Source organism: Limimaricola pyoseonensis (assembly GCF_900102015.1).
Taxonomy (GTDB): Bacteria; Pseudomonadota; Alphaproteobacteria; order Rhodobacterales; family Rhodobacteraceae; genus Limimaricola; species Limimaricola pyoseonensis.
Map to the genome: position 1 here is coordinate 63079 of NZ_FNAT01000005.1, position 23653 is coordinate 86731.

23 protein-coding genes and 1 other RNA gene are annotated in these 23653 nt (G+C 71.6%); 9 read left to right on the top strand and 15 right to left on the bottom strand.

Going from position 1 to position 23653, the window contains the following annotated elements; all coding sequences use genetic code 11:
- Nucleotides 1–119: 119 nt before the first annotated feature.
- The 8 genes from BLT43_RS12080 (at nucleotide 120) to BLT43_RS12115 (ending at nucleotide 4208) form a co-directional block, all read left to right on the top strand.
- Nucleotides 120–401 (top strand): hypothetical protein, encoded by a 282-nt coding sequence (locus tag BLT43_RS12080; RefSeq protein WP_090113211.1) that lies wholly within the window; start codon nucleotides 120–122, stop codon nucleotides 399–401.
- Nucleotides 402–432: 31 nt separating this feature from the next.
- Nucleotides 433–786: a transfer-messenger RNA gene (gene ssrA / locus BLT43_RS12085) on the top strand.
- A 101-nt stretch (nucleotides 787–887) separates the two neighbouring features.
- Nucleotides 888–1556, top strand: coding sequence for a DUF1194 domain-containing protein (locus tag BLT43_RS12090; protein ID WP_090113213.1), 669 nt, complete (start codon nucleotides 888–890; stop codon nucleotides 1554–1556).
- 127 nt (nucleotides 1557–1683) lie between these two features.
- Nucleotides 1684–2115 (top strand): SspB family protein, encoded by a 432-nt coding sequence (locus BLT43_RS12095; RefSeq protein ID WP_090113486.1) that lies wholly within the window; start codon nucleotides 1684–1686, stop codon nucleotides 2113–2115.
- Nucleotides 2116–2178: 63 nt separating this feature from the next.
- Nucleotides 2179–3570: a class II fumarate hydratase gene (fumC, locus tag BLT43_RS12100; RefSeq protein WP_090113215.1), complete on the top strand. Its 1392-nt coding sequence runs from the start codon at nucleotides 2179–2181 to the stop codon at nucleotides 3568–3570.
- A complete protein-coding gene (locus BLT43_RS12105) occupies nucleotides 3567–3743 on the top strand; it encodes a DUF4169 family protein (protein ID WP_090113217.1) in 177 nt (58 codons plus the stop codon). Before fumC ends, BLT43_RS12105 begins: the two co-directional genes overlap by 4 nt.
- On the top strand, nucleotides 3736–3954 hold the full coding sequence (locus tag BLT43_RS12110; RefSeq protein ID WP_090113219.1) for a ribbon-helix-helix domain-containing protein: 219 nt from the start codon (nucleotides 3736–3738) through the stop codon (nucleotides 3952–3954). Before BLT43_RS12105 ends, BLT43_RS12110 begins: the two co-directional genes overlap by 8 nt.
- A 23-nt stretch (nucleotides 3955–3977) precedes the next feature.
- Nucleotides 3978–4208, top strand: coding sequence for an N-(5'-phosphoribosyl)anthranilate isomerase (locus BLT43_RS12115; protein ID WP_090113221.1), 231 nt, complete (start codon nucleotides 3978–3980; stop codon nucleotides 4206–4208).
- Between the two features lie 45 nt (nucleotides 4209–4253).
- Here the strand turns inward: BLT43_RS12115 and BLT43_RS12120 are convergent, their stop codons facing one another.
- The 12 genes from BLT43_RS12120 to BLT43_RS12175 form a co-directional block, all read right to left on the bottom strand.
- Nucleotides 4254–5600 (bottom strand): cytochrome P450, encoded by a 1347-nt coding sequence (locus BLT43_RS12120; RefSeq protein WP_090113223.1) that lies wholly within the window; start codon nucleotides 5598–5600, stop codon nucleotides 4254–4256.
- Complete coding sequence (locus BLT43_RS12125; RefSeq protein WP_090113224.1) at nucleotides 5597–6811, bottom strand: hypothetical protein; 1215 nt, start codon at nucleotides 6809–6811, stop codon at nucleotides 5597–5599. The genes BLT43_RS12120 and BLT43_RS12125 overlap by 4 nt, the downstream gene beginning before the upstream one ends.
- A gap of 67 nt (nucleotides 6812–6878) precedes the next feature.
- Nucleotides 6879–7634: a cytochrome c biogenesis CcdA family protein gene (locus BLT43_RS12130; protein WP_090113225.1), complete on the bottom strand. Its 756-nt coding sequence runs from the start codon at nucleotides 7632–7634 to the stop codon at nucleotides 6879–6881.
- Between the two features lie 103 nt (nucleotides 7635–7737).
- Nucleotides 7738–8787 carry an ABC transporter ATP-binding protein gene (locus BLT43_RS12135; protein WP_090113226.1) on the bottom strand — a complete coding sequence of 350 codons (1050 nt, stop codon included), beginning with the start codon at nucleotides 8785–8787 and terminating at the stop codon, nucleotides 7738–7740.
- On the bottom strand, nucleotides 8784–9581 hold the full coding sequence (locus BLT43_RS12140; RefSeq protein ID WP_090113227.1) for an ABC transporter permease: 798 nt from the start codon (nucleotides 9579–9581) through the stop codon (nucleotides 8784–8786). The genes BLT43_RS12135 and BLT43_RS12140 overlap by 4 nt, the downstream gene beginning before the upstream one ends.
- 2 nt (nucleotides 9582–9583) lie before the next feature.
- Nucleotides 9584–10444: an ABC transporter permease gene (locus BLT43_RS12145; protein WP_242652291.1), complete on the bottom strand. Its 861-nt coding sequence runs from the start codon at nucleotides 10442–10444 to the stop codon at nucleotides 9584–9586.
- A complete protein-coding gene (locus BLT43_RS12150) occupies nucleotides 10416–11645 on the bottom strand; it encodes an ABC transporter substrate-binding protein (protein ID WP_090113229.1) in 1230 nt (409 codons plus the stop codon). Before BLT43_RS12150 ends, BLT43_RS12145 begins: the two co-directional genes overlap by 29 nt.
- Before the next feature lie 110 nt (nucleotides 11646–11755).
- On the bottom strand, nucleotides 11756–12913 hold the full coding sequence (locus tag BLT43_RS12155; protein WP_090113230.1) for a c-type cytochrome: 1158 nt from the start codon (nucleotides 12911–12913) through the stop codon (nucleotides 11756–11758).
- Nucleotides 12910–13488, bottom strand: a complete 579-nt coding sequence (locus BLT43_RS12160) for a cytochrome c oxidase assembly protein (protein ID WP_090113231.1) — start codon at nucleotides 13486–13488, stop codon at nucleotides 12910–12912. The genes BLT43_RS12155 and BLT43_RS12160 overlap by 4 nt, the downstream gene beginning before the upstream one ends.
- The gene (locus tag BLT43_RS12165; RefSeq protein WP_090113232.1) at nucleotides 13485–13910 is read right to left on the bottom strand and encodes a hypothetical protein; all 426 of its coding nucleotides are present in this window, start codon (nucleotides 13908–13910) and stop codon (nucleotides 13485–13487) included. The genes BLT43_RS12160 and BLT43_RS12165 overlap by 4 nt, the downstream gene beginning before the upstream one ends.
- A 10-nt stretch (nucleotides 13911–13920) precedes the next feature.
- Nucleotides 13921–16491 carry a cytochrome c oxidase subunit I gene (ctaD, locus tag BLT43_RS12170; protein ID WP_090113234.1) on the bottom strand — a complete coding sequence of 857 codons (2571 nt, stop codon included), beginning with the start codon at nucleotides 16489–16491 and terminating at the stop codon, nucleotides 13921–13923.
- Nucleotides 16488–17519, bottom strand: a complete 1032-nt coding sequence (locus BLT43_RS12175) for a cytochrome c oxidase subunit II (RefSeq protein ID WP_090113236.1) — start codon at nucleotides 17517–17519, stop codon at nucleotides 16488–16490. Before BLT43_RS12175 ends, ctaD begins: the two co-directional genes overlap by 4 nt.
- Nucleotides 17520–17687: 168 nt before the next feature.
- Between BLT43_RS12175 and BLT43_RS12180 the strand changes: the two genes are divergently transcribed.
- Nucleotides 17688–18353 (top strand): hypothetical protein, encoded by a 666-nt coding sequence (locus BLT43_RS12180; protein ID WP_090113238.1) that lies wholly within the window; start codon nucleotides 17688–17690, stop codon nucleotides 18351–18353.
- On the opposite strand, the gene BLT43_RS12185 is transcribed toward BLT43_RS12180, so the two are convergent.
- The 3 genes from BLT43_RS12185 to BLT43_RS12195 all read right to left on the bottom strand — a co-directional run bounded on the left by BLT43_RS12185 (nucleotide 18350) and on the right by BLT43_RS12195 (nucleotide 23144).
- Nucleotides 18350–20413 carry an NAD(+) synthase gene (locus tag BLT43_RS12185; RefSeq protein ID WP_242652292.1) on the bottom strand — a complete coding sequence of 688 codons (2064 nt, stop codon included), beginning with the start codon at nucleotides 20411–20413 and terminating at the stop codon, nucleotides 18350–18352. The genes BLT43_RS12180 and BLT43_RS12185 overlap by 4 nt on opposite strands.
- 69 nt (nucleotides 20414–20482) lie before the next feature.
- Nucleotides 20483–21076, bottom strand: a complete 594-nt coding sequence (locus BLT43_RS12190) for an exopolysaccharide biosynthesis protein (RefSeq protein WP_090113240.1) — start codon at nucleotides 21074–21076, stop codon at nucleotides 20483–20485.
- A 61-nt stretch (nucleotides 21077–21137) separates the two neighbouring features.
- On the bottom strand, nucleotides 21138–23144 hold the full coding sequence (locus BLT43_RS12195) for a hypothetical protein (protein WP_090113242.1): 2007 nt from the start codon (nucleotides 23142–23144) through the stop codon (nucleotides 21138–21140).
- Nucleotides 23145–23653 lie beyond the last annotated feature (509 nt).

Consider the following 23653-nt stretch of genomic DNA (forward strand, 5'->3'; position numbering starts at 1 on the left):
CGCGCCACCTCGCGAGCAAACCGGAGGGCGGGCCATCGGCCCGCCCTCTGCCGTTCCGGCGTGACCGGGAACGGGCGTCGCGTTACCTTGTCCCCGCGGCAACCCCAAGGGAGGCGGTCATGACCCCGGATGGATCCGGAGACGCGGCGCGCGGCTGGCGGTGGCGGCTCGGCATCATGCCTGCGCTGCTGGCGGTGCCTTTCCTGGCGATGCAGATGACGCCGGCGGTGCGCTGGTCGCCGGCCGACTTCGCGCTCGCGGCGGCGATCCTGACGGCGGCGATCGGGCTGCAGGCCCGGCTGGTGCGCGGCCGGTCCCGCCGGTTTCGCATCGCGGTGTCCGCCGGGCTGGCCGCCGCCCTCGGCCTCGTCTGGGCGCAGGGCGCGGTCGGGCTGTTCTGAGCGCCGATTGCGCCCGCTTTCCGCGGCGCCGCCCCTTTTCAAGCCCCGCCGTCCCGCCTATATTCGGCATGTTCCTTCGGGAACTATGGGCATAAACGCGCTCGTAATAAGCGGATCGGACCCGGGGGCGGTACCCGGCGGCTCCACCAAACATCCCTCGTTGGGGGCAGATGGGGCCGAAACAGGATCGACGAACGTGTAAAGGAGTGGCTTTGTCCCGGTGAGGTACCACCGTTATCGGTCCGAAATGTACAGTTGCCAACGACAACCGTGCTCCGGCAATGGCTGTGGCTGCCTAAGCAGTCTCGGTCCGCCGAAACTTAAGTCCTTGCGCCTAGCCGCGTAAGGCGGGGTTCGCAGGCACCTGGCAACAGAAGCCTGCACTTCCCCCCTCTTTCCCGAACCGTACCGGCCCGTTCATGCCGATCGCGTGAGGCGCGAACCGCAACGCTTGCCCCGGACGGTGACGCTGGGGCAGCATGGGTCATGGCCCGGCCCTTCGCCCTCGCCTTGTGGATTGCCAGTGTCCCTACCGCCGTCGCGGCCTGCGACACCGCGCTCGTGCTGGCGATCGACGTGTCGAACTCGGTCGACGAGGCCGAATACCGGCTGCAGGTGGACGGGCTGGCCGACGCGCTGGCCGACCCGATGGTGATCGAGGCCGCGACCGTCGGCAAGGTGTCGATGACGGTGCTGCAATGGTCGGCCTCCTCGCAGCAGCGCGTCACCACCCCATGGACCTCGATGCAGGACCGCGCCACGCTGGCGCGCTTCGCCGCCGAGGTGCGCGCCACGCCGCGCGCCTTCACGCTGGGCGGCACCGCGCCGGCCGAGGCGATCGAGGCCGCGCTCGACCTGATCGCCGCCGGCCCGGTCTGCCACCGCAAGGTGATCGACATCTCGGGCGACGGCACGCCCAATGACGGCGGCGACGTCGAGACGGCGCGCCGGCGCGCCGAGCTCGAGGGCGTCACCGTCAACGGCATCGCGATCGAGAGCATGGGGGTGGCGATCAGCCAGTTCTACGCCCGGCGACTGGTCAGCCGCGACGGCTTCGTGATGACCGCGCGGGCGCATCGCGACTACCCCCGCGCGATCAAGGCCAAGCTCCGGCGCGAGCTGGTCCGCGTGGTCGGCCAGGCCACACCGCCCTGAGCCGGCGCGCCCGCGCCCCCCGGGACCCCCTTTCATCCCGCCTCGAATCCCTTATGCTGATCGCGACTTCTGAGGGTGACGCTACGTGACACGCAATTCGGACCGGACCATCGATTACGGCAACCTGATGCATCGCGCGATGCGCGGGCTGATCCAGGAGGTGCTGGCCCGCGTCGCCGAGGAGGGCCTGCCCGGCAAGCACCACTTCTTCATCACCTTCGACACCATGCATCCCGACGTCGAGATCGCGGACTGGCTGTCGGACCGCTACCCGGGCGAGATGACCATCGTGCTGCAGCACTGGTTCGACAACCTCGCGGTGACGGACGAGGGATTCTCGGTGACGCTGAACTTCGGCGACAGCCCCGAAGGTCTCTACATCCCCTACGACGCGATCCGCACCTTCGTGGACCCCTCGGTCGAGTTCGGCCTGCGCTTCGAGACGCAGGAGGACGAGGACACCGAGGAGGCGCCGATGCAGGAGATGGCCGAGCCCGAGGACGACGAGCCCAAGAAGGGCGAGGCGCAGGTCGTCAGCCTCGACAGCTTCCGCAAATAGGGAATTGCCCCGGCGCGGGGCGGCGCGGTAGATGGCATGCGACGGCATACCAGGGAGACCGCGATGACCCAGACCCGCACCGAAACCGACAGCTTCGGCCCGCTCGAGGTGCCTTCCGGTCGGTATTGGGGCGCGCAGACGCAGCGCTCGATCCAGAACTTCCCGATCGGCTGGGAAAAGCAGCCCGTGGCGATCGTGCGGGCGCTCGGCGTGATCAAGCAGGCCTGCGCGCAGGCCAACAAGGCGCGCGGCAAGATCGAGCCCGAGATCGCCGACGCGATGATCAAGGCCGCCTCCGAGGTCGTGGCCGGCCAGCTCGATGATCACTTCCCGCTGGTGGTTTGGCAGACCGGCTCGGGCACCCAGTCCAATATGAACGCCAACGAGGTGATCGCCAACCGCGCGATCGAGATCCTCGGCGGCGAGATGGGCTCCAAGTCGCCGGTGCACCCGAACGACCACTGCAACATGGGCCAGTCCTCGAACGACACCTTCCCGACCGCGATGCACATCGCCGTGGCGACCACCGCGCGCGACGTGACCCTGCCGGGGCTCGAGAAGCTGCACGCCGCGCTGGTCGAGAAGGCCGAGGCCTTCAAGGACATCATCAAGATCGGCCGCACCCACACCATGGACGCGACGCCGCTGACGCTGGGCCAGGAATTCGGCGGCTACGCCCACCAGGTCGCGATGGGCATCGAGCGCATCAAGGGCGCCCTGCCCCGCATCCACGAGCTGGCGCAGGGCGGCACCGCCGTCGGCACCGGGCTGAACACGCCCATGGGCTGGGGCGAGACCGTCGCCAGGAACATGGCCGAGATCACCGGCCTGCCCTTCGTCACCGCGCCCAACAAGTTCGAGGCGCTGGCCGCGCATGACGCGATGGTCGAGATGTCGGGCGCGCTGCGCGTGGTCGCGGGCTCGCTGTTCAAGATCGCCAACGACATCCGCCTCTTGGGCTCCGGCCCGCGCTGCGGCCTCGGAGAGCTGATGCTGCCCGAGAACGAGCCCGGCTCCTCGATCATGCCCGGCAAGGTCAACCCGACCCAGTGCGAGGCGCTGACCCAGGTCTGCGCCCATGTCTTCGGCAACGACGCGGCGGTGGGCTTCGCCGGCAGCCAGGGCCATTTCGAGCTCAACGTCTACAAGCCGATGATGGCCTACAACGTGCTGCAGTCGATGCAGCTTCTGGGCGACGCGGCAGTGGCCTTCACCGACAACTGCGTCTCGGGTATCGCGGCCAACGAGGAACGGATCGACAAGCTGATGCGCGAAAGCCTGATGCTGGTCACCGCGCTGGCGCCGACCATCGGCTACGACAACGCCACCACGGTCGCCAAGACCGCGCACAAGAACGGCACGACGCTGAAGGAAGAGGCGATCGCCCTCGGCTTCGTCGACGCCGAGACCTTCGAGCGCGTGGTGCGCCCCGAGGAGATGATCGGGCCGAAATGAAGCCGGTGAACCTCAACCAGGTTCGCAAACAGAAGGCGCGGGCCGAGAAGAAGGCCCGCGCCGACGCCAACGCCGCGAAGTTCGGCCGCAGCAAGGCCGAGAAGGCGCGCGAGCGCGCAGAGGCCGAGGCGACGGCAAAGCGGCTCGACGGGCATCGCCGCGACGATGAGTGACGGCCGGCCGGTCAAGCGCTCGCTGACGCTCAGGGGCCACCGCACCAGCGTCTCGCTCGAGGACGTGTTCTGGCGGGCCTTCCGCGACATCGCCGGCGCCGAGGGCAAGACCATCAACGGCCTCGCCGCCGAGATCGACGAGGGGCGCGGCGATGTCGGGCTCGCCTCGGCGATCCGGGTGTTCGTGCTGCGGCGGTTCATGGATCGTTAACCTAACGCTGCTTCGATCGGGCCATGACCACCCTGCCCGTCGAGATCAGCGCCGAGCGCTGGCTCTGCCAGCTTTTCGCCTCCCGCGCCGCCGCATCCGGCGGAATCGTCCGGCGCAGCCTTCGGGATGTCGACCGGATCGTCGGGCGCACGCGGTTCCTGCACGAGATCGAGCGCCGGGGCTTCCGGGCCGTCGAGAACGCGGGTCAGGTCGTGATCTTCTGCAACCGCGACCCCATCCGCCCCTTGCACTGACAATTTCCTTCGAAGGAAATTGCAAAACTCTTCGAAGAGTTTTGACTATCCCCGCTCGGTCACACGCAGCCTGATCCCGTCCCGCGCCCGCACCGTCAGATGCGCCACCGGCACGGGCTCGTCCCCCGCCACCGCCTCGAACCGGAACCGCCCGAGCAACGCCGCCAGCAGCACCGCCGCCTCGGCCATGGCGAAGCCCGCGCCGGGGCAGACCCGTGGCCCCGCGCTGAACGGCATGTAGGCCGCGCGCGCGCTCTCCCGCCCCTCCGCCCGGTTCCAGCGATCCGGGTCGAAGCCGTCCGGGTCGTCCCAGAACCGCTCGTGCCGGTGCAGGTGCCAGGGCGACAGCACCAGCTGCGCGCCGCGCCGCACCTTGCGCTCCCGAAACCGCTCCTCCCGCCCCGCCTCGCGCACCATCATCGGCACCGGCGGGTAGAGCCGCAGCGCCTCGCGGAAGACGTCGCGGATCAACCGCATGTCCGACAGCCGCGCGGCCCCGCGCGCCTCCCCGGCCGCCCGTTCCTGCACCTCCGGATGCGTCGCCAGCAGGTAGAGCGCCCAGCCCAGCGCCGAGGCGCTGGTTTCGTGCCCGGCGAGGAAGAAGATCGCCACCTGGTCGACCATCTCCTCGGGCGTGAAGGTCTCGCCGGTCTCGGGGTCCGGCGTCGTCATGATCTTGGTGGCGAGATCGGGCGGCGCCCGCCCCGCCGCGATCTCCGCGGCCCGATCCTCCACCAACCCCGCGATCAGCGCCCGGATACGCCGCGCCGTCGCCCGCGTCTCGCGCGAAAACAGCCGCGGCATCCAGCGCGGGCCCCGCAGGAAGGCCGCGAGGTTCAGAAGCGGCTGGCTGCGCTGATGGGCGCGGAAGGCGTGGAAGGTCTCTGAAGCCACCTCGTGCTCGATCGGGATCGAGAACAGCGTGCGGAAAATGACGTCGGCGGCGGCGTGGCTCGCCATCTCCTCGATCTCAACCGTCCGGCCGTCGGCCAGCGGCGCCAGCCGCGTCACCGCCGCCTCCCCCGCCGCCCGCATCGCGGGAAGGCTCTCCTTCAGCCGCCCGCCCTCGAAGGCCGGGTCGATGATCCGCCGCTGCCGCTCCCATGTCGCGCCGTTGGTGAGGAACACCGAATTGCCCAGCAGCGGTCGCAGCCCGGCGCCGATCCGGTCCGACTTTGGAAAGTCGCGCGGCCGCTCCTGCAGCACCAGCCGCACCAGCTTCGGGTCGTTGAGCAGGAAGCTGTGGAAGAAGGGCGTGCGGAACTCGGCCATCCAGGCGCGGTAGAGCCGCGCCGGCTGGGCCGAGAGGATGTCGGCGCGAAACAGCCGCAGGTGCCGCCAGAGCGACACGCGCGGCGCGCGCGGCACGGGCTTGGGCGGCAGCGGGCTCATGCGGCGACGGTGACGTGCGGCGAGGTGGCGGCGCGGATCACCTGCCGCGAGGGCGCACGCCCCGCGAAGCGCTCGGCCAGCGTCAGCGGCCCGGCGGTGACGCGGAAATAGTCGTAGTCACCGGGCCGGTCGAAGGCGCAGAGATACTGGAAATGCAGCCGGAAGAAGCGCCAGCGCAGCTCGCGCCAGCGCGCCGGGCTCAGCGTCTGTGTGAAGGCGGCCGAGATGACGAGCGGCCAACGCTGCCCCTCGGGCGCCACGCCCGACACCGCCACCGGGTCGCACAGCGCGAAGGCACAGCCGTCGCCCGGCGCGGTGACGTCGACCCAGGCGATCTCCTCGCGGGTCGACAGGTAGGCGAGATCGCTTCTCAACCCCTCGGCCCGCGGCAGAAAGGACATCATCGGCACCACCTGCCCGAGCGACAGGAACCCCAGCGCCGGCCCCCCTTCCGGCACCCGCCCCGAGCGGATCAGCCGCGCCAGCACCGACACGCCAAGATGCGCGCCAGAGGAATGCCCGACCAGCAGTACCTCGTCGGCGTCGGAGCACAGCGCCTCGGCCAGCCGGTCGGCGAAGCCGTCGAGCCGGTGTTCCAGCGCATCGGGGTTGGCGCCGTTCCTGCGCGCGGCGAAGGCGTAGTCATGCATGAGGTAATGCGCGAAGAGCCGGTTGTCGTGGCGGCGGAACCACTCCAGCACCGCCCAGGCCGAGGCGAGCCACACGGGCCAGCGCGCCAGGCCGCCCGGTAGGCCGACCAGACCGGCCAGCGAGGCCGCGCCCGCCCCGAGCAGCGCGCCGATCCCCAGCGCCAGCGCAAGCTGCAACAGCAGCGCCGCCACCGGGTAGAAAGCGGCGATCACCGGCCCCTTGCGCAGCCGCATCAGCCGCCTGAGCGCGCCGGTCGAGATGTAGGTCCACGCGGTCCGGACAAGCTGCGCATAGGTCGCGACAAGGCCGCCCTGCATCTGCGCGCGCACGATGTCGGACCAGACCAGCACCTCGAATTCGGCCTCGACCTCCGCCCCCTCGATCCGGGCCCGCGTGCACCAGCCGAAGCGCCGGCCCTGCATCGGCGAAAGCGTCAGATCAAAACCGGAAATCCCGGCCTGCGCCGCGGCTTCCTTGCGGTAGAGTTCGCGGTAGCGGCGCGGGTGGATCGGGTCGAAGCCCGGGATGTAGAACACCCGCCGTTTCCTGACCTGCCGCATCCCACCTCCCATGCCTGCCGCCCAGCCTAGCGGCCGGAAACGGCAGGCTGAAGGCGGAAAACGGGCGTCAGCCGAGCGCGGCCAGCGCCGGGAAGGTCTCGAGCAGCCAGAAGCTGAAATCCGAGAACTGCCCGGTCAGCATCATCAGCCCCACGGTCCACAGAAGCAGCCCAGAGGTCCGCTCGATCCGGCCCATGTGGCGCTTCATCCAGGCCATCGCGCCGGTGAGCTTCGGGAAGAAGGCCGCGACCAGCAGGAAGGGGATGCCGAGACCGGCGGCATAGACCGCGAGCAGCGCCGCGCCGCGCGTCACCTCGGCCTCGGTGGCGGCCAGCCCGAGGATGGTGCCGAGGATCGGCCCGAGGCAGGGCGTCCAGCCGAAGGCGAAGGCCAGCCCCAGCACGTAGGCCCCGAAGGCCGAGCCGCCCCGGTCGCCGCCCGTCATCCGGGCCTCGCGGTCGAGGAACGGAATGCGGATCACCCCGGTGAAATGCGCGCCGAAGATCATGATCGTCATACCCGCGATCACGTTGAACCAGCCCTGGAACTGCAGGAACATCCGCCCCAGCGCCGAGAAGGCGACGCCCAGAAGCAGGAACACGGTCGACAGCCCCAGCACGAAGAACAGCGCCGCCGTCAGCACGCGGCGCCGCTCGCGCGCGGGCGCCGAAAGGTCGGAGACCGACACCCCGCCCATATAGGCGAGATAGGGCGGCACGATCGGCAGCACGCAGGGGCTGAGGAAGGACAGCAGGCCCGCCGTGAGGGCGATCATCATCGCCGGCAGCAGCGTCGCGTCGAGGATCATCTCGGCTGAAAACATGCGGTTCTCTCCTTCTGCGCAAGCCTACGCGTGTCGTGCGGGCGCGTCATCGCCGCGCCGGTCAATTGGTCGTGGGGATTGTTTCGCCCCGGATGCCGTCCGCTCAGACCCCCGGCAGCACCCACAGCGCCTCGGGCGGCAGGCGCCACAGCATGTCGCGGCCCGGCTCGGCGCCGCGCGCGGCGCCCGCGCGCATCAGGGCCTCGAGCCGCTGGCCCCCCGCCTCGGCCGTGATCCGGGTCAGGAGCCCCTCGAAGCGGGTGTCGAGGATGCGCGCGCCCACGACGTTGTCGTTGGGTCCCGGCTGGGTCGCGGGTTCGATCGCCTCGGGGCGCAGCGTCAGGCAGCCCTGCCCCTCGGGCGCGCCCTCGGGCAGCGCCAGGCGGCCCAGCGCGCAGTCGAAGGCGCCGCCAGAGGAGCGGCCGGGGATAAAGTTGCAGCCGCCGAAGAAGCGCGCCACGTCGAGATCGGCAGGCCGGGTCCAGAGGCTGCGCGGCGCACCGATCTGGCGGATGCGCCCGTCGAGCATCAGCGCCACCCGGTCGCCCAGCACCGCCGCCTCCTCCTGGTCGTGGGTGACGACCAGCGTGGTGATCCCGGTCTCGCGCTGCAGACGGCGCACAAGCGCCCGCATCTCGCCGCGCAGATTGGCGTCGAGCGCCGAGAGCGGCTCGTCCAGAAGCAGCACCTTCGGGCGCAGCACCAGCGCGCGCGCCAGCGCCACGCGCTGCCGCTGCCCGCCCGACAGCTCGTGCGGGCGGCGGTCCCCGAAACCCGCGAGCTGCACCTGCTCCAGCGCCTCGCCGACCCGGCGCGCGATCTCGGCCCGGGCCGTGCGGCGCATCCTGAGCCCGAAGCCGACATTGGCGGCCACCGTCATGTGCGCGAAGAGCTGGCCGCTCTGGAACACCAGCACCGCGTCGCGCTTTTCGGGCGGCAGGCGCAGCACGCTCTCGCCGTCGAGCCGGACGTCGCCGGCATCGGGCGCGATCAGCCCCGCCACCACCCGCAGCGCCGTGGTCTTGCCGCAGCCCGAGGGGCCGAGCAGCGCCAGCATCTCGCCGCGCTCGACCTTGAGCGCGAGTTCCGACAACGCCGCGCGCTCCGCGCCCGGGTGGTGCAGCGTCAATCCGTCGAGTGTCAGCCGCGTCACCGCGCCCCTCCGCCCAGAGCCAGGCCGCGCCCCGTGAGCTGGCGCGCGGTCAGCGCGAGGATCACCAGCCCCGGCGCGAGGCTCAGCATCGCGAGCACCCCGGCCTGGTCGTTGCGCCCTGCGCCGGCCTGCGCATAGAGCAGAAGCGGCAGCGTCACCACCCGCCCGCCGCCGATCGTGAGCGTCAGGATGTATTGCGACCACGAGACGAGGAAGGCGAAGAGACCCGCCACCATCACACCGGGCGCGATGGCCGGCAGCATGACGTGCCACAGCACCTGCATCGGCCGCGCGCCCAAGCTGCGCGCCTGCGCCTCGGCCTCGGCGTCGTAATTGGCGAAGACGCCCGACATCACGAAGACCACGTAGGGCAGCGTCGGCACCAGATGCACGAGGATCACGCCCGCCATCGAGTTGGTCAGCCCCAGCCGCAGGAACACGCCGTGGATGCCCAGACCCACCGCGATGCCCGGCACGATCACCGGGGCGAGCAGCGCCAGTTCGACCAGCGCCTTGCCGCGGAACTTGTAGAGCCCGAGCGCCCGCCCCGCCGGGATGCCCAGCGCCAGCGCCAGCCCCGCCGAGGCCAGAGCGACGGTCGTGGTGGTCAGAAGCGCGCCGGGGATCTCCGAGCGCGGCGCGAAGGCGCGCGCCCAGGGCTCCAGCGTCCATGTCGCGGGCAGCACCTGCGGGAAGAACCAGCCGCGCGCCACCGACCACAGCCCCAGCGGCAGCAGCGGCGCCACGAGGCAGCAGACCAGCACGAGGCCGGCCACGACGCGGAGCAGGCCCATGTTCATCGGCGCGCCGTGAAGGCCGCGCGAATGAGCAGCGCCGAGACCAGCGCGATCAGCATCGCCAGCGCCATCGCCTCGGGCCGGGCGGCGAGGTCGGGCGAGGTGAAGCGCTGCCACGCCAGCACCGGCAGCGCGGCGGGCGAGCTTTGGCCCAGCAGCACCGGGACCTCCCACGCCCCGAAGGCGAAGGCGAAGACGATCGCGCCGGCGCGGACCAGCGCCGGCATCAGCAGCGGCAGCAGCACCAGCCGCATCGCCGCGAAGGGCCCGGCGCCGAGCGTGCGGGCCGCCGATTCCGGGTCGTCGCCGAGCGACTGCATGTTGGCCAGGAGGATCAGCCCGACGAAGGGCACCTCCTTCCAGACGTAATGCGCGATGATGCCGATGGCGAAGCGGTCCTGCGTCAGCGGCGGGAAGTCGGCCGGCGTGTCGATGCCGCCCGCGCCCGCCACCAGCCGCGCGAGAAAGCCCGACTGCGACAAGAGCCACAGGATGCCCAGCGCGCCGACCGCGTGCGGGATGGTCAGGTTGATCTGGAACAGCAGCCGCGCCAGCCCCTGCCCCGGAAAGCTGCGCCGCAACAGCAGCGCCGCACCGAGGCCGATGCCGCAGGAGAGCGCGGTCGAGGCCCCGGCGATCCACAGCGACAGGCCGAGCGAGCGCCAGACCCGGCCCTCGGAGAGCACCTGTGCCCAGGCGTCGAGCGACCAGCCGCCGCCGCGCTCGGCGAAGCTGCCTGCGAGGCCGAGCACCAGCCCGCCGCCGAACAGCACCGCGATCACGCAAAGCGCGGGCGCGAGCGACAGCCAGGGATGCCCGCGCCCCAGCACCTCAGTTGCCGACGTTCTCGATCCAGCCATCCTCGATGGCCTGGGTCCAGTCGGCCTGAAGCTCCGGCAGCGCCGCCTGCCCCAGCTCCTCGATCGCCACGACCGAGGGGTGCCGCTCGAGCGCCGCGAAGCCCGCCTGCACCTCGTCCGAGGCCCGGTCGGGCTCGATCACCGTGGCCGCGCCCCAGACGTCGGGCTGCGCCTTCTCGAGCTGCGCCTCGCCAGACAGCAGCAGGTTCTGCAGCACCATCGCGGCGGCCTTGTTGGGCGAATTGACCGGGATGACCATGTAGTTGGTGTTGGCCAGCGTCCCGTCCTCGAGCCCGTAGGACATCGCCGTCTCGGGGAAAATGCCGTTCACCACCGCCGTGCCGACCTCGGCCGGGTCGTAGGTGAAGAACAGGTCCACCTCCCGGTTGGCGAACATCTGCTGCAACTGGGTGATCGAGGTCGGGTAGGTCCTGCCCTCGCGCCAGAGCGACGGCTCCAGATCGTTGAGGATGTCCCAGGCCTTCACGGCGACCTCGTCGAACTTCGCCTGGTCGAATGGCCCGATCAGCGTCTCGGGGCCGCCCGCGGCATGGATGAAGACGTGGCGCACGAAGGCCGCGCCGGTGAAGTCGGGCGGCGCGGGATAGGTGAAGCGGCCGGGATTGGCGCGCGCCCAGTCGAGCAAATCGGGGATGGTTCGCGGCGGCTCCTCGGTGCGGGCGGTGTCATGCGCGAAGGCGAACTGCACCCGGCTCCACGGCACCTCGCAGCCCTCGACCGGCGTGCCGAAATCGTTGGCGATGGCGGGGTTGTCGAAATCCACCAGCTCGGCGTTGGGAAGCTTCTCGACATAGCCGCACCAGGCGAGGTCGCCCTGCTTCATGGTGCGGAAGTTCTCGCCGTTGATCCAGATCATGTCGACCGCGCCCTCGGCGGCACCGGCCTCGACCTCGCCCAGAACGATGTTCACCGCCTCGGCGGTGTCGGTGAGCGGCACGCGGTTGAGGGTGATGCCGTATTCGTCGGCCAGGAGCCCGCCGATGTAGTCCGAGACATAGGCGTTGATGTTGTCGGCCCCGCCCCACATGAAGACGTTCACCTCGCCGCCGCGCGCGGCCTCGACGATCTCGTCCCATTCCATCGCCAGCAGCGCCTCGCCGTCCTGCGCCGTGGCGGCAAAGGGCGCCATGCCCGCCGCCAGCACCAGCGCCCCGCCGATCCCCCCGATCACCGTCTTCATGCCGTTCTCCCGTCGGTCGCGTCGCCCCTGCCGGGCGGTCGGCTTCCTGATGCCCGCGCGGCGACGATCCCGCAACACACCAAAATGTCAGGGCTTTGCAATATGGCCGCCTAGTGGCCGCCATCCTTGGCCGGGCGCATCGGGTTGGGCGCATTGGCCTGCCCCGCCCGTGCCGCGGCACCGGTGGCGGGGTCGAGACCGGCATACCAGGCGGCCAGTGCCTCGATTTCGGCCTCGGTCAGATCCTGCGCCGCGACGCGCATCAGGTCATGGGCCTCGCTGCCGCCGCGCACCCCGTCGCGCCAGAGCCGCAGCTGGGTGATGAGGTAGGCCTCGTCCTGCCCGGCGAGCGGCGGGAAATGCCCCTCGAGTTCCTCGCCACCAAAGCCCTCGAGGTCGCGCGGCCCCGGCCCGTGGCAGGCGGTGCAGGCCGGCACGTCGTCCGAGCCCGCCTTCGCCAGATCCTCGCCGCGCGCCAGTAGCTCCGGGTCGTGATCTGCCGCGCTTACGCGCTCGGGCGCCGCGCCGCCCTCGGCGAACCAGACGGCCAGCTCGCGCAGCGCCTCGGGCGACAGCTCGGAGGCGGCCTGGCTCATGATCCCGCTCTCGCGCCGGCCCTCGCGGTAGGCCATGAGCGCGGCCTCGATGTAATCGGCCTCGAAGATGTCGAGCCGCGGTACATGCGCCGCGACCGAGGCATGGCAGCCCGCGCACCACGCCGCGCCCTCCGGCCCGTCGAGATCCGCGCGCGCGACCAGCTCGGCCTGCCGCTCGGCCGGCACCGCGCCCGATTGGATCGCGCGCAGATAGGCCACCACCGCCCAGACGTCGTCGGGCCGGGCGCTGGGCCAGGCCGGCATGCCGGACATCTTCACGCCCTCGTAGACGATCCAGTGCAGCTCCTCCGGCGTCCAGTCGCCCACCGCCTGCTCGACATGCGGCGGTTCGGGGTTCATCCGCGCCACCGTGGCGCTGCGGTCTTCGCCGGGCACGGCGTGGCACATCGCGCAGGCGGTCTCGAAATGCCGCGCGCCGAGCTCGACCAGCGCCGGGTCGTTCAGGTCGGGCGGCGGGGTCTCGGGGTGGTCCGCGCGCAGGTCGACCGATTGCCGGAAGGTGGTGTGCAGCGCCCAGTAGACGGGGGGCAGGTGCCCGGCGCGGGCCGAGACGTTGTAGAGGCCGAAGGCCACGGTGGCGCCGCCGGCGAGTGCGCCCAGCGCGCCCAGCACCGCAAGCGTGCCGATCACCGTCCGCGTCCGCTGCCTCATGCCGCGGCCTCCCTTTCGTTCACCGCGCGGGCGGTCAGCCACAGCCCCGCCACCAGATAGACCGGCGTGCCGATCCCCAGCATCAGGATGCCGCCCAGCTGCTGGCCGGTCAGGTCCGGCATCAGCCCGCACCATGCGGAATAGAGATCGCGCGGCGCGAGGATCAACAGCGCGCCCAGAAGCGTCATGTGCATCGAGGTGAGCAGGAGCCCCCCCGCCCCGGCCAGCGGATGGCCCGCGCGCAGGCAGCCGGCCCAGACCAGGAGCCCGGCGAGCAGGAAGCTCGCCTGCTCGGCTGCGAACCACGCGGTGTGGGTGAAGGCCAGCCCATGCGCGCGCGGCAGGTGCCAGGCCCAGACCACGGCGAATTCCAGCGCGGCGGCGATCAGCGGATTCAGCGCGAAGCCCCGCGCCAGACCCGGCCAGCCGATCACCAGAAGCGGCGCCGCCACCGCCACCAGCACCATGTGCCGCAGCATGTGGCCCGCGAACTCGGCCCCGAGCCACAGCGTCAGCGGCGCGAGCCAGACCGCCGCCAGAAGGCCGAGGCCCAGGATCAGCGGCACCGGCCTCACCGGCAGCTCCCGATCAGCAGGAGCGGCAGCGCGTCGAAGACCACGCCGATGAACGAGACCAGCGCCAGCAGGAAGCCGGCATGGCCGAGGAACTGGTGCCGGTCCTCGGCATTGCCCACAGGGTTGGAGAACTCGCCCGTGCCCCAGACCTCCCAGCGCCGGAAGGCGCGCCAGCCGATCCAGCCGATCGCCGCGAGGCAGGCCAGCGTCAGCGCGCCCAGGGCCAGCCGCAGCCCCTCCATGCCGAACATCCGCTCCAGCCGGAAGCAGTAGACCGAGACCGAGGCGTAGCAGATCAGGAAATGCCCGGCCCAGATCGTCGGGCCGAGCGTGATCCGCCACAGGCTCTCGCGCTCCTCGGCGAATTCGCGTTCGTCCTCATGCGCGGTGGGCTGGCGGTCGTCGCGTCCGGGTTCGGCCATGGCGTCCTCCTCACATCATCCGCGGCACGAGGCCGATCATCGCGCCGGTGACCAGCGCGGTGAGGCCGAGGAAGTGCCAGAACAGCGTGACGTTCCACAGATCCGCGTCGTAGCGCGGGGTGAGCTTGCCGAAGAGCGAGCCCGCGAGGCAGTAGAGCTGCATGATCAGCCCCGCGCTGGCATGCGCCACCAGCCAGACCATCAGCGCCCACATCATCGCCGGGTAGACGTGGGTGGTCGGGTCGAGGTCGAGCACCGAGAAAATGATCGCCGCCATGCCCGCCGCCGTCAGCAGCGGCCCGGCGACCAGCCCGGCCCGCGCCGCGCCGACCCGGCCCGCGCGGTTCAGCCCGCGCGCGGCGCGCGTCGCCAGCCACGCGGCCGCGAAGGCGGCGGTGGCCAGCGCGACGAGAGTGCCGCTCGCATGTTCGGCCCCGGGCGGCGGGAAGGCGGCGTTGGAGGTCCAGTAGAAGAACACCCCGAAGACCAGAGAGGCGAAGGCCGTGGCGTCGCCCAGCATGGTGATCCAGACCGCCCACCAGCCCACCGCCTGCGGCCCCGCCGCGTAGGTGGGCAGCCGCAGCCCCAGCCCGGCCTCCTTCATGTCGGCCTCGGGCGGCCGCGCCGTGCTGGTCCAGAGCCAGTAGCAGATGCAGACCACCGCGAAGGCGGCGCAGACGATCGCCGGCGGGTAGAGATGGAAGGTCGGGAAGATGAAGGCCCCGCCGGTGAAACCGGCGGCGAGGATGGTGATGTAGGCCGGGCCGGTCACGCGCTGCACCTGCAGGGGCCGCGCGTCGATCACGCTGGTCACGATGGTCTCGCGCAGCCCCTCCTCGGCGTCGGGCAGGTAGTAACGGCCGCGATCCATCCGGTCGACCATCTTCGGCTGGTCCCACAGCGGGTAGCGCGTGGTGACATAGGGGATCGAGCGGACGCCCCATTTCGTCTCGGGGATCTCGTGGCTCCATTCCAGCGTGCCGCCGCCCCAGGGGTTGCGCTCGATCTGCGGCTGGCCGGATTTCGGGCGCAGGATGTCCCAGGCGAAGACCGCGAAGCCCGCCGCGATGATGAAAGCGCCGACGGTCGAGATCTGGTTCAGCCAGTCGATGCCGAGCCCCTCGGGATAGGTGTAGACCCGGCGCGGCATGCCCAGGAGACCCGTCAAGTGCATCGGCAGGAAGCAGATGTTGAAGCCTGTGAAGATCAGCCAGAAGGCCCAGCGCCCGAGCCGCTCGGACAGCATCTTCTTCCGGAAGAACGGGAAGAAGTAGTAGACCCCGGCGATCACCGGAAAGATCATGCCGCCGAACAGCGTGTAGTGCAGGTGCGCCACGATGAAGTAGGTGTCGTGCACCTGCCAGTCGAAGGGCGCAATGGCGACCATGACGCCGGTGAGCCCGCCCGCGGTGAAGATCGCGAGCGCCCCCGCGATCCACAGCATCGGAAGCGTCATCACCACCCGCCCCGCGATCAGCGTCGCGACGAAGGCGAAGAGCTGGATGCCGGTGGGGATCACCACCGCCTCGGACGCCGCCGAGAAGAAGCCAAGCGAGATGTTGGGCAGGCCGGTGGTGAACATGTGGTGCACCCAGAGCCCGAAGCTCAGGAAGCCCGTGCCCACCGCCGAGAGCACGATCCACGAATAGCCGAGGATCGGCCGGCGCGCGACGGTGGGCACCACCATCGCGGCGATGGCGATCGAGGGCAGGAAGATGATGTAGACCTCCGGGTGGCCGAAGATCCAGAACAGGTGCTGCCACAGCATCGGGTCGCCGCCGCGCGTGGGGTCGAAGAAGGGCCAGTCGAACGAGCGCTCCAGCTCGAACAGGAAATCGCCCGCGATCAGCGGCGGGAAGGCGAAGAGGATCATGCCGCCGACCACCAGCACGTACCACGCGTAGAGCGGCATGACATTCACGCGCATCCCCGGCGGCCGGCATTTCAGCGCGCCGACGATCAGCTCGACCGCCGCCGCGATCGAGGCCACCTCGATGAACGAAAGGCCCAAGAGCCAGATGTCGGAGCCGATGCCCTGCTCCTTGGTGGCGAGCGGCGGGTACATGAACCAGCCCGCCTTGGGCGCGGCGTCGAACAGGATCGAGCCGATCACGAAGACGCCGCCGATCAGGAAGCACCAGTAGCCATAGGCCGAGAGCCGCGGAAACGGCATGTCGCGCGCGCCCAAGAAAGCGGGCAGGATCAGGATCGAGATCGCCTCGAACATCGGCACGGCGAAGAGGAACATCATCGCCGAGCCATGCATGGTGAAGAGCTGGTTGAAGCGGTCGGCCGAGATCAGGTCGTTCTCGGGCGCCCAGAGCTGCAACCGCATCAAGAGCGCCATGACCCCGGCCATCAGCATGAAGAAAAAGGCCGTCAGCGTGTACCAGAGCCCGACCTCGGAGTTGTTTACCGCCGTCCAATAGCGCCAGCCCTGCGGCGTCTTCCACGCCGCGCGCAGGTTGTCCTCCTGCCGCGCGCGCACCTCGTCGGGCACCGGCTCGTCGAGCATCTCCTCGGTCGGGGGATAGATGCCCTCGGGCGCGAGATCGCCTGCGGGGATGCGGTTCTGCTTCATTCGAGCCCCTCGAGATAGGTCGCGATCGCGCCGAGCTGGTCGTCCGTCAGATGCGCGTAGGCCGGCATCTCGGCGCCGGGCTTCCAGGCGCCGGGGTTGGCGACCCACTTGGCAAAGTCCTCGACCGAGGTGCCGAGCCGCCCGGCGGCGAGCGAATGGCGCGAGCCCACATGCGTCAGGTCCGGCCCCACCTGCCCCACGGCCGGCGTGCCGCGCACCGCGTGGCAGCCGCCGCAGCCCTGCGCGAAGAACAGCGCCCGGCCCCGCTCGGCCAGCGCGCCCTCGGGCGGCCGCGCCTCAGCGGCCTCGGCCTCGAGCCAGGCTTCGAAGGCGGCGGGCTCCATCACCTCGGCCTCGAAGGCCATCCAGGCGTGGCTCTCGCCGCAGAACTCGGCGCATTGGCCGCGATAGACGCCCGGCCGCTCGGGCCCCAGCGTCATCTCGGTCACGCGGCCGGGGAACATGTCCATCTTGCCGCCGAGGCTCGGCACCCAGAAGGAGTGGATCACCTCCTTGCTGTCGAGCAGGAAGGTCGAGCGCACGCCCGCCGGCAGCCGGATCTCGTTGGCGGTGGTCACGGTGCTGCCGTCGGCGCGCTCGTACTCCACCCGCCACCACCACTGCTCGCCGGTCACGCGGATCACCGGGCCGTCGCCGGTGGCGCGCAGGTCGGGCATGATCGAAAGCCCGTAGACCAGCAGCGCGCCCAGCGTCACGGTCGGAAACAGGATGCCGCCCAGGATCACCAGCCAGTTGGCGAGGTATTGCGAATGCGCCGCCGGGCTGCGGCGCGTGGCCCAGTAGAACAGCCCGTTCATGCCGATCCAGAGCAGCACCGCGCCCACCAGCATGACCCAGAACAGGTCGCCCAGCACGCGCGAATCCTCGCCCGCCGGCACCAGCACCGATTGCCGCCCCTCGCAGCCCGCCAGAAGCGCCAGCGCCGCCAGCGGCCACAGCCGCGCGGCGGCCCGGCGCGGTGCGCGCGGGCGCGGCCCGGTCGTTTCGGCACGAAGGCTGGCTGTCATCTGCGTCCCGTCGAAGCCCCCGCCGCTGCGCGGGTCACGACAATGAGAGCGCGCGCGCGCCTGCGGTCAACGGTCGCAGGGCGAACAAAGTGGCGGCATCGAAAAGGTTTTCTCGGGCGCGCCGGGCGGCTATGGAACGGCCTCGTAACGCCGATGCGGAGCCGCAGCATGACCCCCGACCGTTTCACCCCGGCCCGCGTCTTCGGCGCGGCCACCCTCCTGCTCGTGCTCGCCGTCGCGCTGGGCGTGCTGCAGGACCAGCTCGACCGCCAGTTCCGCGAAAGCGGCATCGTCACCTACGGCTCGGTGCTGCTCCTGGCCGCGATCTCCTGGACCGCCTTCCGGATAGGCCGCATCCGCCGCGACCGCGCGAAACCCCTCCTGCGCGATCCACGCGCGGTCTGGGTCGCGATCGGCGCGGGCTTCGCCTTCCTCGCGCTCGACGATCTCGCGCAGGTGCACGAGAACCTCGACCGGCTGATCCACTACATCCTCGGGATGGAGCAGACCGCCCTGACCGACCGGCTCGACGACGCGATCATCGGGCTCTACGGGCTGGCCGGCCTCGCCGTGCTCTGGCTCTGCCGCTCCGAGCTGCGCCGGTTCGGCGGGCTGCTGCCCTGGCTCGGCCTCGGCTTCTCGCTGCTGGCGCTGCAGGTCGTCATCGACCTCATCTCGAACGGCAGCGAATGGCTGGACCTCCTCGACATCGCCGAGGCGCGGCGGCCGCTCTGGGCGGACGTGCTCGGCATCGTCGAGGAGGCGGCCAAGCTCTTCGCCGAGGCCGCCTTCCTGTCGGGCTTCGCGCGCGTTCTGGCGCGGCTCAAACCCTAGCTCTTCGGCACCGAGGCTTCGAGTTCCTCCAGCCAGACGGCCGCGCTCGCATCCGAGGGCGCGCGCCAGTCGCCGCGCGGGGAGAGCGCGCCGCCGGCCGAGACCTTCGGCCCGTTCGGCAGCGCCGAGCGCTTGAACTGCGAGAAGCCGAAGAAGCGCTTGAGGAACAGCTCCAGCCAGTGCCGGATCGTCGCGAGGTCGTATTCGCGGCGCTTCTCCTCGGGAAAGCCGATCGGCCAGAGGCCTTTTTCCGCGTCGTGCCAGGCGTGCCAGCACAGGAAGGCCACCTTCGAGGGCGGCAGGCCGTAGCGCATCACGTGAAACAGGAAGAAGTCGTTGAGCGCGTAGGGCCCGATCTTCTCCTCGGTGGACTGCATGCCGCCCTCGGCGTCGGCGGGCACCAGCTCGGGCGAGATCTCGGTGTCGAGGATCGCGGTCAGCACCTTGTCGGTCGCGGGGTCGAACTGGCCCGAGGTCACCGACCAGCGGATCAGGTACTGGATCAGCGTCTTGGGCACGCCCGCGTTCACGGCGTAATGGCTCATCTGGTCGCCGACGCCGTAGGTGCACCAGCCCAGCGCCAGCTCGCTCAGATCGCCGGTGCCGACCACGATGCCGCGGTTCTGGTTGGCCAGCCGGAACAGGTAGTCGGTCCTGAGCCCCGCCTGCACGTTCTCGAAGGTCACGTCGTAGACCGGCTCGCCCTCCGCGAAGGGGTGGCCCATGTCCGACAGCATCTGCCGCGCCGCCGGGCGGATGTCGATCTCGGCCGCCGCGATGCCCATTGCCTTCATCAGCTTCCAGGCGTTCGACTTGGTCGCGTCGCCGGTGGCGAAGCCGGGCATGGTGTAGCCCAAGATGGTGTCGCGCGGCAGACCCATGCGGTCGCAGACCTTGGCCGCGACGATCAGCGCATGCGTGCTGTCGAGCCCGCCCGAGATACCGATCACCAGCTTGCCGCCGCCCACCGCCTCGAAGCGGCGGCGCAGACCCTCGACCTGGATGTTGAAGGCCTCGTAGCAGTCGAGATCGAGATGGCTCTCGCGGTTGGGCACGTAAGGATAGCGCCGGATCGGACGGATCAGGCCCGCATCCTGCCAATGCGGCTGGTGCTTGAACCGCACCCGGCGGAACAACGGCGCCTGGCCCTGGCCGGCATCGTTGAAGGTGCCGGTGCGCATGCGCTCGTTCCGGAGCCGCTCGGTGTCGACATCGGCGAGGCACAGCTCCGGCTCGAGGTCGAAGCGCGCCGACTGCGCCAGCAGGTCGCCCATCTCGTAGATCGCGCCCTGCCCGTCCCAGCTCAGATCCGTGGTGCTCTCGCCGGGGCCGGCGGCGGAATAGGCATAGGCCGCGAAGCTGCGCATGCCGTGGCTGCGGCACAGCACGTGGCGGTCGTCGGCCTTGCCGATCACGATGTTCGAGGCCGAGAGATTGGTCAGGATCAGCGCGCCCTCGGTGGCGGCGCGCGACGAGGGCGGCACCGGGGCCCAGAAATCCTCGCAGATCTCGGTGTGGAAAATCAGGCCCGGCAGATCCTCGGCCTCGAAGATCAGGTCGGCGCCGAACGGCGCCTCGATCTCGCCGATCCGCATGGTCCGGCCGGTCACGTGGCGGCCCTCGGCGAACCAGCGCTTCTCGTAGAACTCGCGGTAGTTCGGCAGGAAGCTCTTCGGCACCACGCCCAGCACCCGCCCGCGCGAGATCGCCACGGCGCAGTTGTAGATCCGCCCCTCGTGGCGCAGCGGCGCGCCCACGAGCAGCACCGGGGCAAGCTTGGCGCTGGCCTCGGCCACCGCCAGCACGGCGGCCTCGGCGGCGTTCAGAAGCGCGCTCTGCATGTGCAGATCGTCGATCGCGTAGGAGGACAGGCACAGCTCGGGAAACACCACGAGATCGGCGCGGGCCTCGTGCGCGCGCTTCGCCTCTGCGATCACCGCGTCGCGGTTGAACGAGACGTCGGCCGGGCGCACGGCCGGCGTGGCGGTGGCGATCCTGACGAAGCCGTGCCGATGCAGCGCCCGGAAGGCGTCGGGTCCGTTGCGGTCGATCTTGCTCACGGCATCTCCTCCTGCATCTGCGGCGCGGCGACCATGGCGCGCCCGGGCCGGATGCGCCAGCCCCGCCGCTCAGCCACCGCCCAGCGCGAACCAGCCGCCGACGCCCAGCGCCGCGAGCGCGAGCGCCAGCCCCAGCGCCATCAGCAGCCCGTCGCGCAGCGTCAGCGCCAGCCCGATCGCCACGATCGCCGCCATCGGCGCGGTCGAGGCGAAGGGCACCAGCTCCAGCGGCGGTACGGTCAGGCACAGCACCAGCACCGCCACCCCCGCCAGCCGCGTCGCGCGCGCGCCGGTCAGGCGCGTCCATCGGCCGTGGAACCAGCGGTCGAGCCAGTCGCCGACGCCCTCCATCTTCTCGGCCGCCGCGCGCAGCTTGTCGCCCGGCACGCTGCGCCGTCGCAGCACGCCCGGCAGCCACAGATCGTCGCGCCGCAGCACCAGCTGCACCGCGAAGATCGAGATGATCAGCGCCAGCAGCGTCGGCACGCCGGGAATGCCGCCGATGGGCGAGATCTCGATCAGCGCCGGCACGAAGAGGAACGGCCCGTGGCCGCGGTTCCCCAGCGCCGAGATCACGTCGTCGACCGTGACCTGCTGCGCGTCGCGCCCCTGCTGCTTCAACCGGTCGAGGATATCCTCGACCGCGTGTGTCTGCTTGGCCATGCCTCGCCCCGGCTCCCGTTCGCTTCGCGAGGCCAACACCGGGCCGGGGCGGCTGTTCCGGTCAGGCGTGACGATCGGGGCGCTTGCGGGCGGCGCGGCGCGGGCGGGCCCGCGTGGCGCGGCCCGGCGCGGGCGCGGCGTCGTCCAGCAGCCGCTGCGGCGGGGCCATCGCGGGCTCGGCCCGGCGCGGCAGGGCGCGCTCCAACTCGCTCAGCGTCGCCAGCGCGGCGGCGTCGGCGTCTCTGTGCAGCACCACGCGGCCGAGCCCCGCGGCCCGGGCGCGCTCGATGGCGGCGGCGGCCTCGGCCGGCCCGGCGGCATCCGGCAGGGCGATGCGCGACACGACCTCGCCCGCGACCGCCGCCTGCAGCGCCGCCGCCATGTCGATCTGCGCCGCGACATCGACCTGGTCGGCCCTGGCGCCGCCGGGGGCGGCGTGGTCGAACACCATCGCCTGCGCCTCGCTCAGCCCCGGCGCGCCGCGCAGCGTGCCATGGCCGAAGACGTGCCGCTCGGCCCGCGCCAGCACCGCCGGCGAGATGCCCAGATCGGCCAGGAAATCGCGCCTCGGGTCGGCGTAGTCGGCCAGTTCCAGCCCAAGCGCCTGCGCGCAGAAGCCGCGGCCCAGCCGCCACGGCGTCAGCGCCTGCCGCAGCCCGCCGCTTTCGGCCAGCGCCGCCTCGACGCGGGCGATCTGCTCGGTCCCGAAGCCGCGCCGGCGCAGCGCCGCGTGGTCGAGGCCGGGGGCCGCGTCGAGCGTGCCGTGCCCGGCAAGGTGTCGGATCGCCGCCATCCGCGCCGCGGCGTCGAGGCCGAGCGCCTCGAGCCCGCGCATCACCGCCGGATGCGGGGCGCGCTGATGCGCCTCGCCGGCCATCTCGGTCTCCGTCACCAGCGCGGCGAGCGGCGCCAGCGGCTCGGCCGGGCAGCCGGCGATCGCGGCGGCGTCGATCCGGCCGATGGCGGCGACGGTGCGCCCCCCGGCCTGCGCGCAGCCCTGCTGCAGCAGGTCCCCAGCCTCGGCGGCCGCCGCGCGGGCGGCCGGCGTGGCATAGGCCAGCCCCTGCCCCGCCAACCATGCCCCGAGATCGAGCAGACCGAGCCCGCCCGGCCCGGCCGCGATGTCGAGCGCCAGCGCCCAGAGCCCCGCGGCATGGACGAAGCCCGCCCGGTCGAAGCCGCCATCCGCATCGAATGCGGTGAGACGCAGCGCCGCGCGCGGCGCAGGCCCGCGCCGTTCGGCCAGTTGCAGGTCGAGGCGGACGCCGTCGCACAGCGCCGCGGCCAGCGCCGGGCCGGGCTCGGAGGTGACCGCCAGCCGCAGCGCGGTCCGCGCGCCGGGGGCCGGCAGGTCGCGCCAGGGCGGCCGGCCGGGCCGGTCCTGGCGGCCATGGCGCACCGCGCGGCCGATCCATTGGTCCGACAGTCCCGCCACCCGCGCAGCACCGATCGCCCGGGCCAGATCCGCCGCCGCACCCTGCCGCTGGGCGCCCGCCACCGCGTCGAGCGGCGCCACCTGACGCGGCGCGACCGGCCCGGCCGCACGGATCAGCGCGGCACCCCGCGCCGCCCCGAGCAGTTCTTCGGTCGCGGCCACGGCGGCGGGCTCGGCCATGCGGCCCGCATCGCCGTCGATGCCGTAGGCCCAGCCCAGCCCGACGCCCTGCCAGAAGGCCCGGTCCGGCACCGCCATGCGCCGCAGCAGGGTCGCCGCGATCTCGTCGCGGAAGGCCATGGCGTCGGCGGGGCGCGCGAAACGGCCCTGCTGCCAGCCGCCATGCGCCAGCGCGCCGGCCAGCCGGCCGATCGCGGCGCGGGCGTCGCGCTCGGCCGCGTCGCGCGGCGCATCGCCCGCGGCGGGCCACAGCGCCATCGGCAGGCCCGCTTCCGGCATCCGGCTCTGGCGCGCGGGCACCGGCACCGGCGCGAGGCCATGGGCGGCGAAGGCGTTCGCCTCCGCCTCGCTCCAGTCGAAGGGCACCAGCGCGCCGCCCTCGGGCAGCCGGCGCATGGCGAGCCCGGACAGGGGGTCCTGCCCGGCCGTCGTGAAGCGCCGCTCGATCCGCATGCCTGCCCTCGTCCGTCGGAATCGCCAATTGCCGGAGCCTGCCCCGGCGATCCGACCGACCCTGTGGCAGGCCCGGCAGACGGTCAACGCGTGCCACCCGGGCCGCGGCGGATTCCCGGCGCGCGCCAGACAGGCGCGAAATCCATCCCCCGCCCCACGGGCTTCACCCACAGGCTTATCCACAGGGTCATTCACGGGGCCGAGGCCCGGAATCGCCCTGCGAATCAGGGCGATGCGGCGGTGGCGACAGGCTGACCCCGAGGCAGCCGCCGCAGGTTCGCAATCTATCCACAGGCCGGGACAACAGCGGGGCCGAGTTGTCCACCGAAGGGTGTATCCGACGTGCCACAGCGCCGATTCCGGGGCGATGCGCCGTCGCCGGAGCCGGACCGGCCGCGACGGCGGGTGCCGGGCCTCGGGGGGATTCGCACGATCTGCCAGTCCGACCGCGCCCCGGCCCGATCGCAACGACGTCGACCGAACGACGACGGCACGCCTCCCGGCGCGTC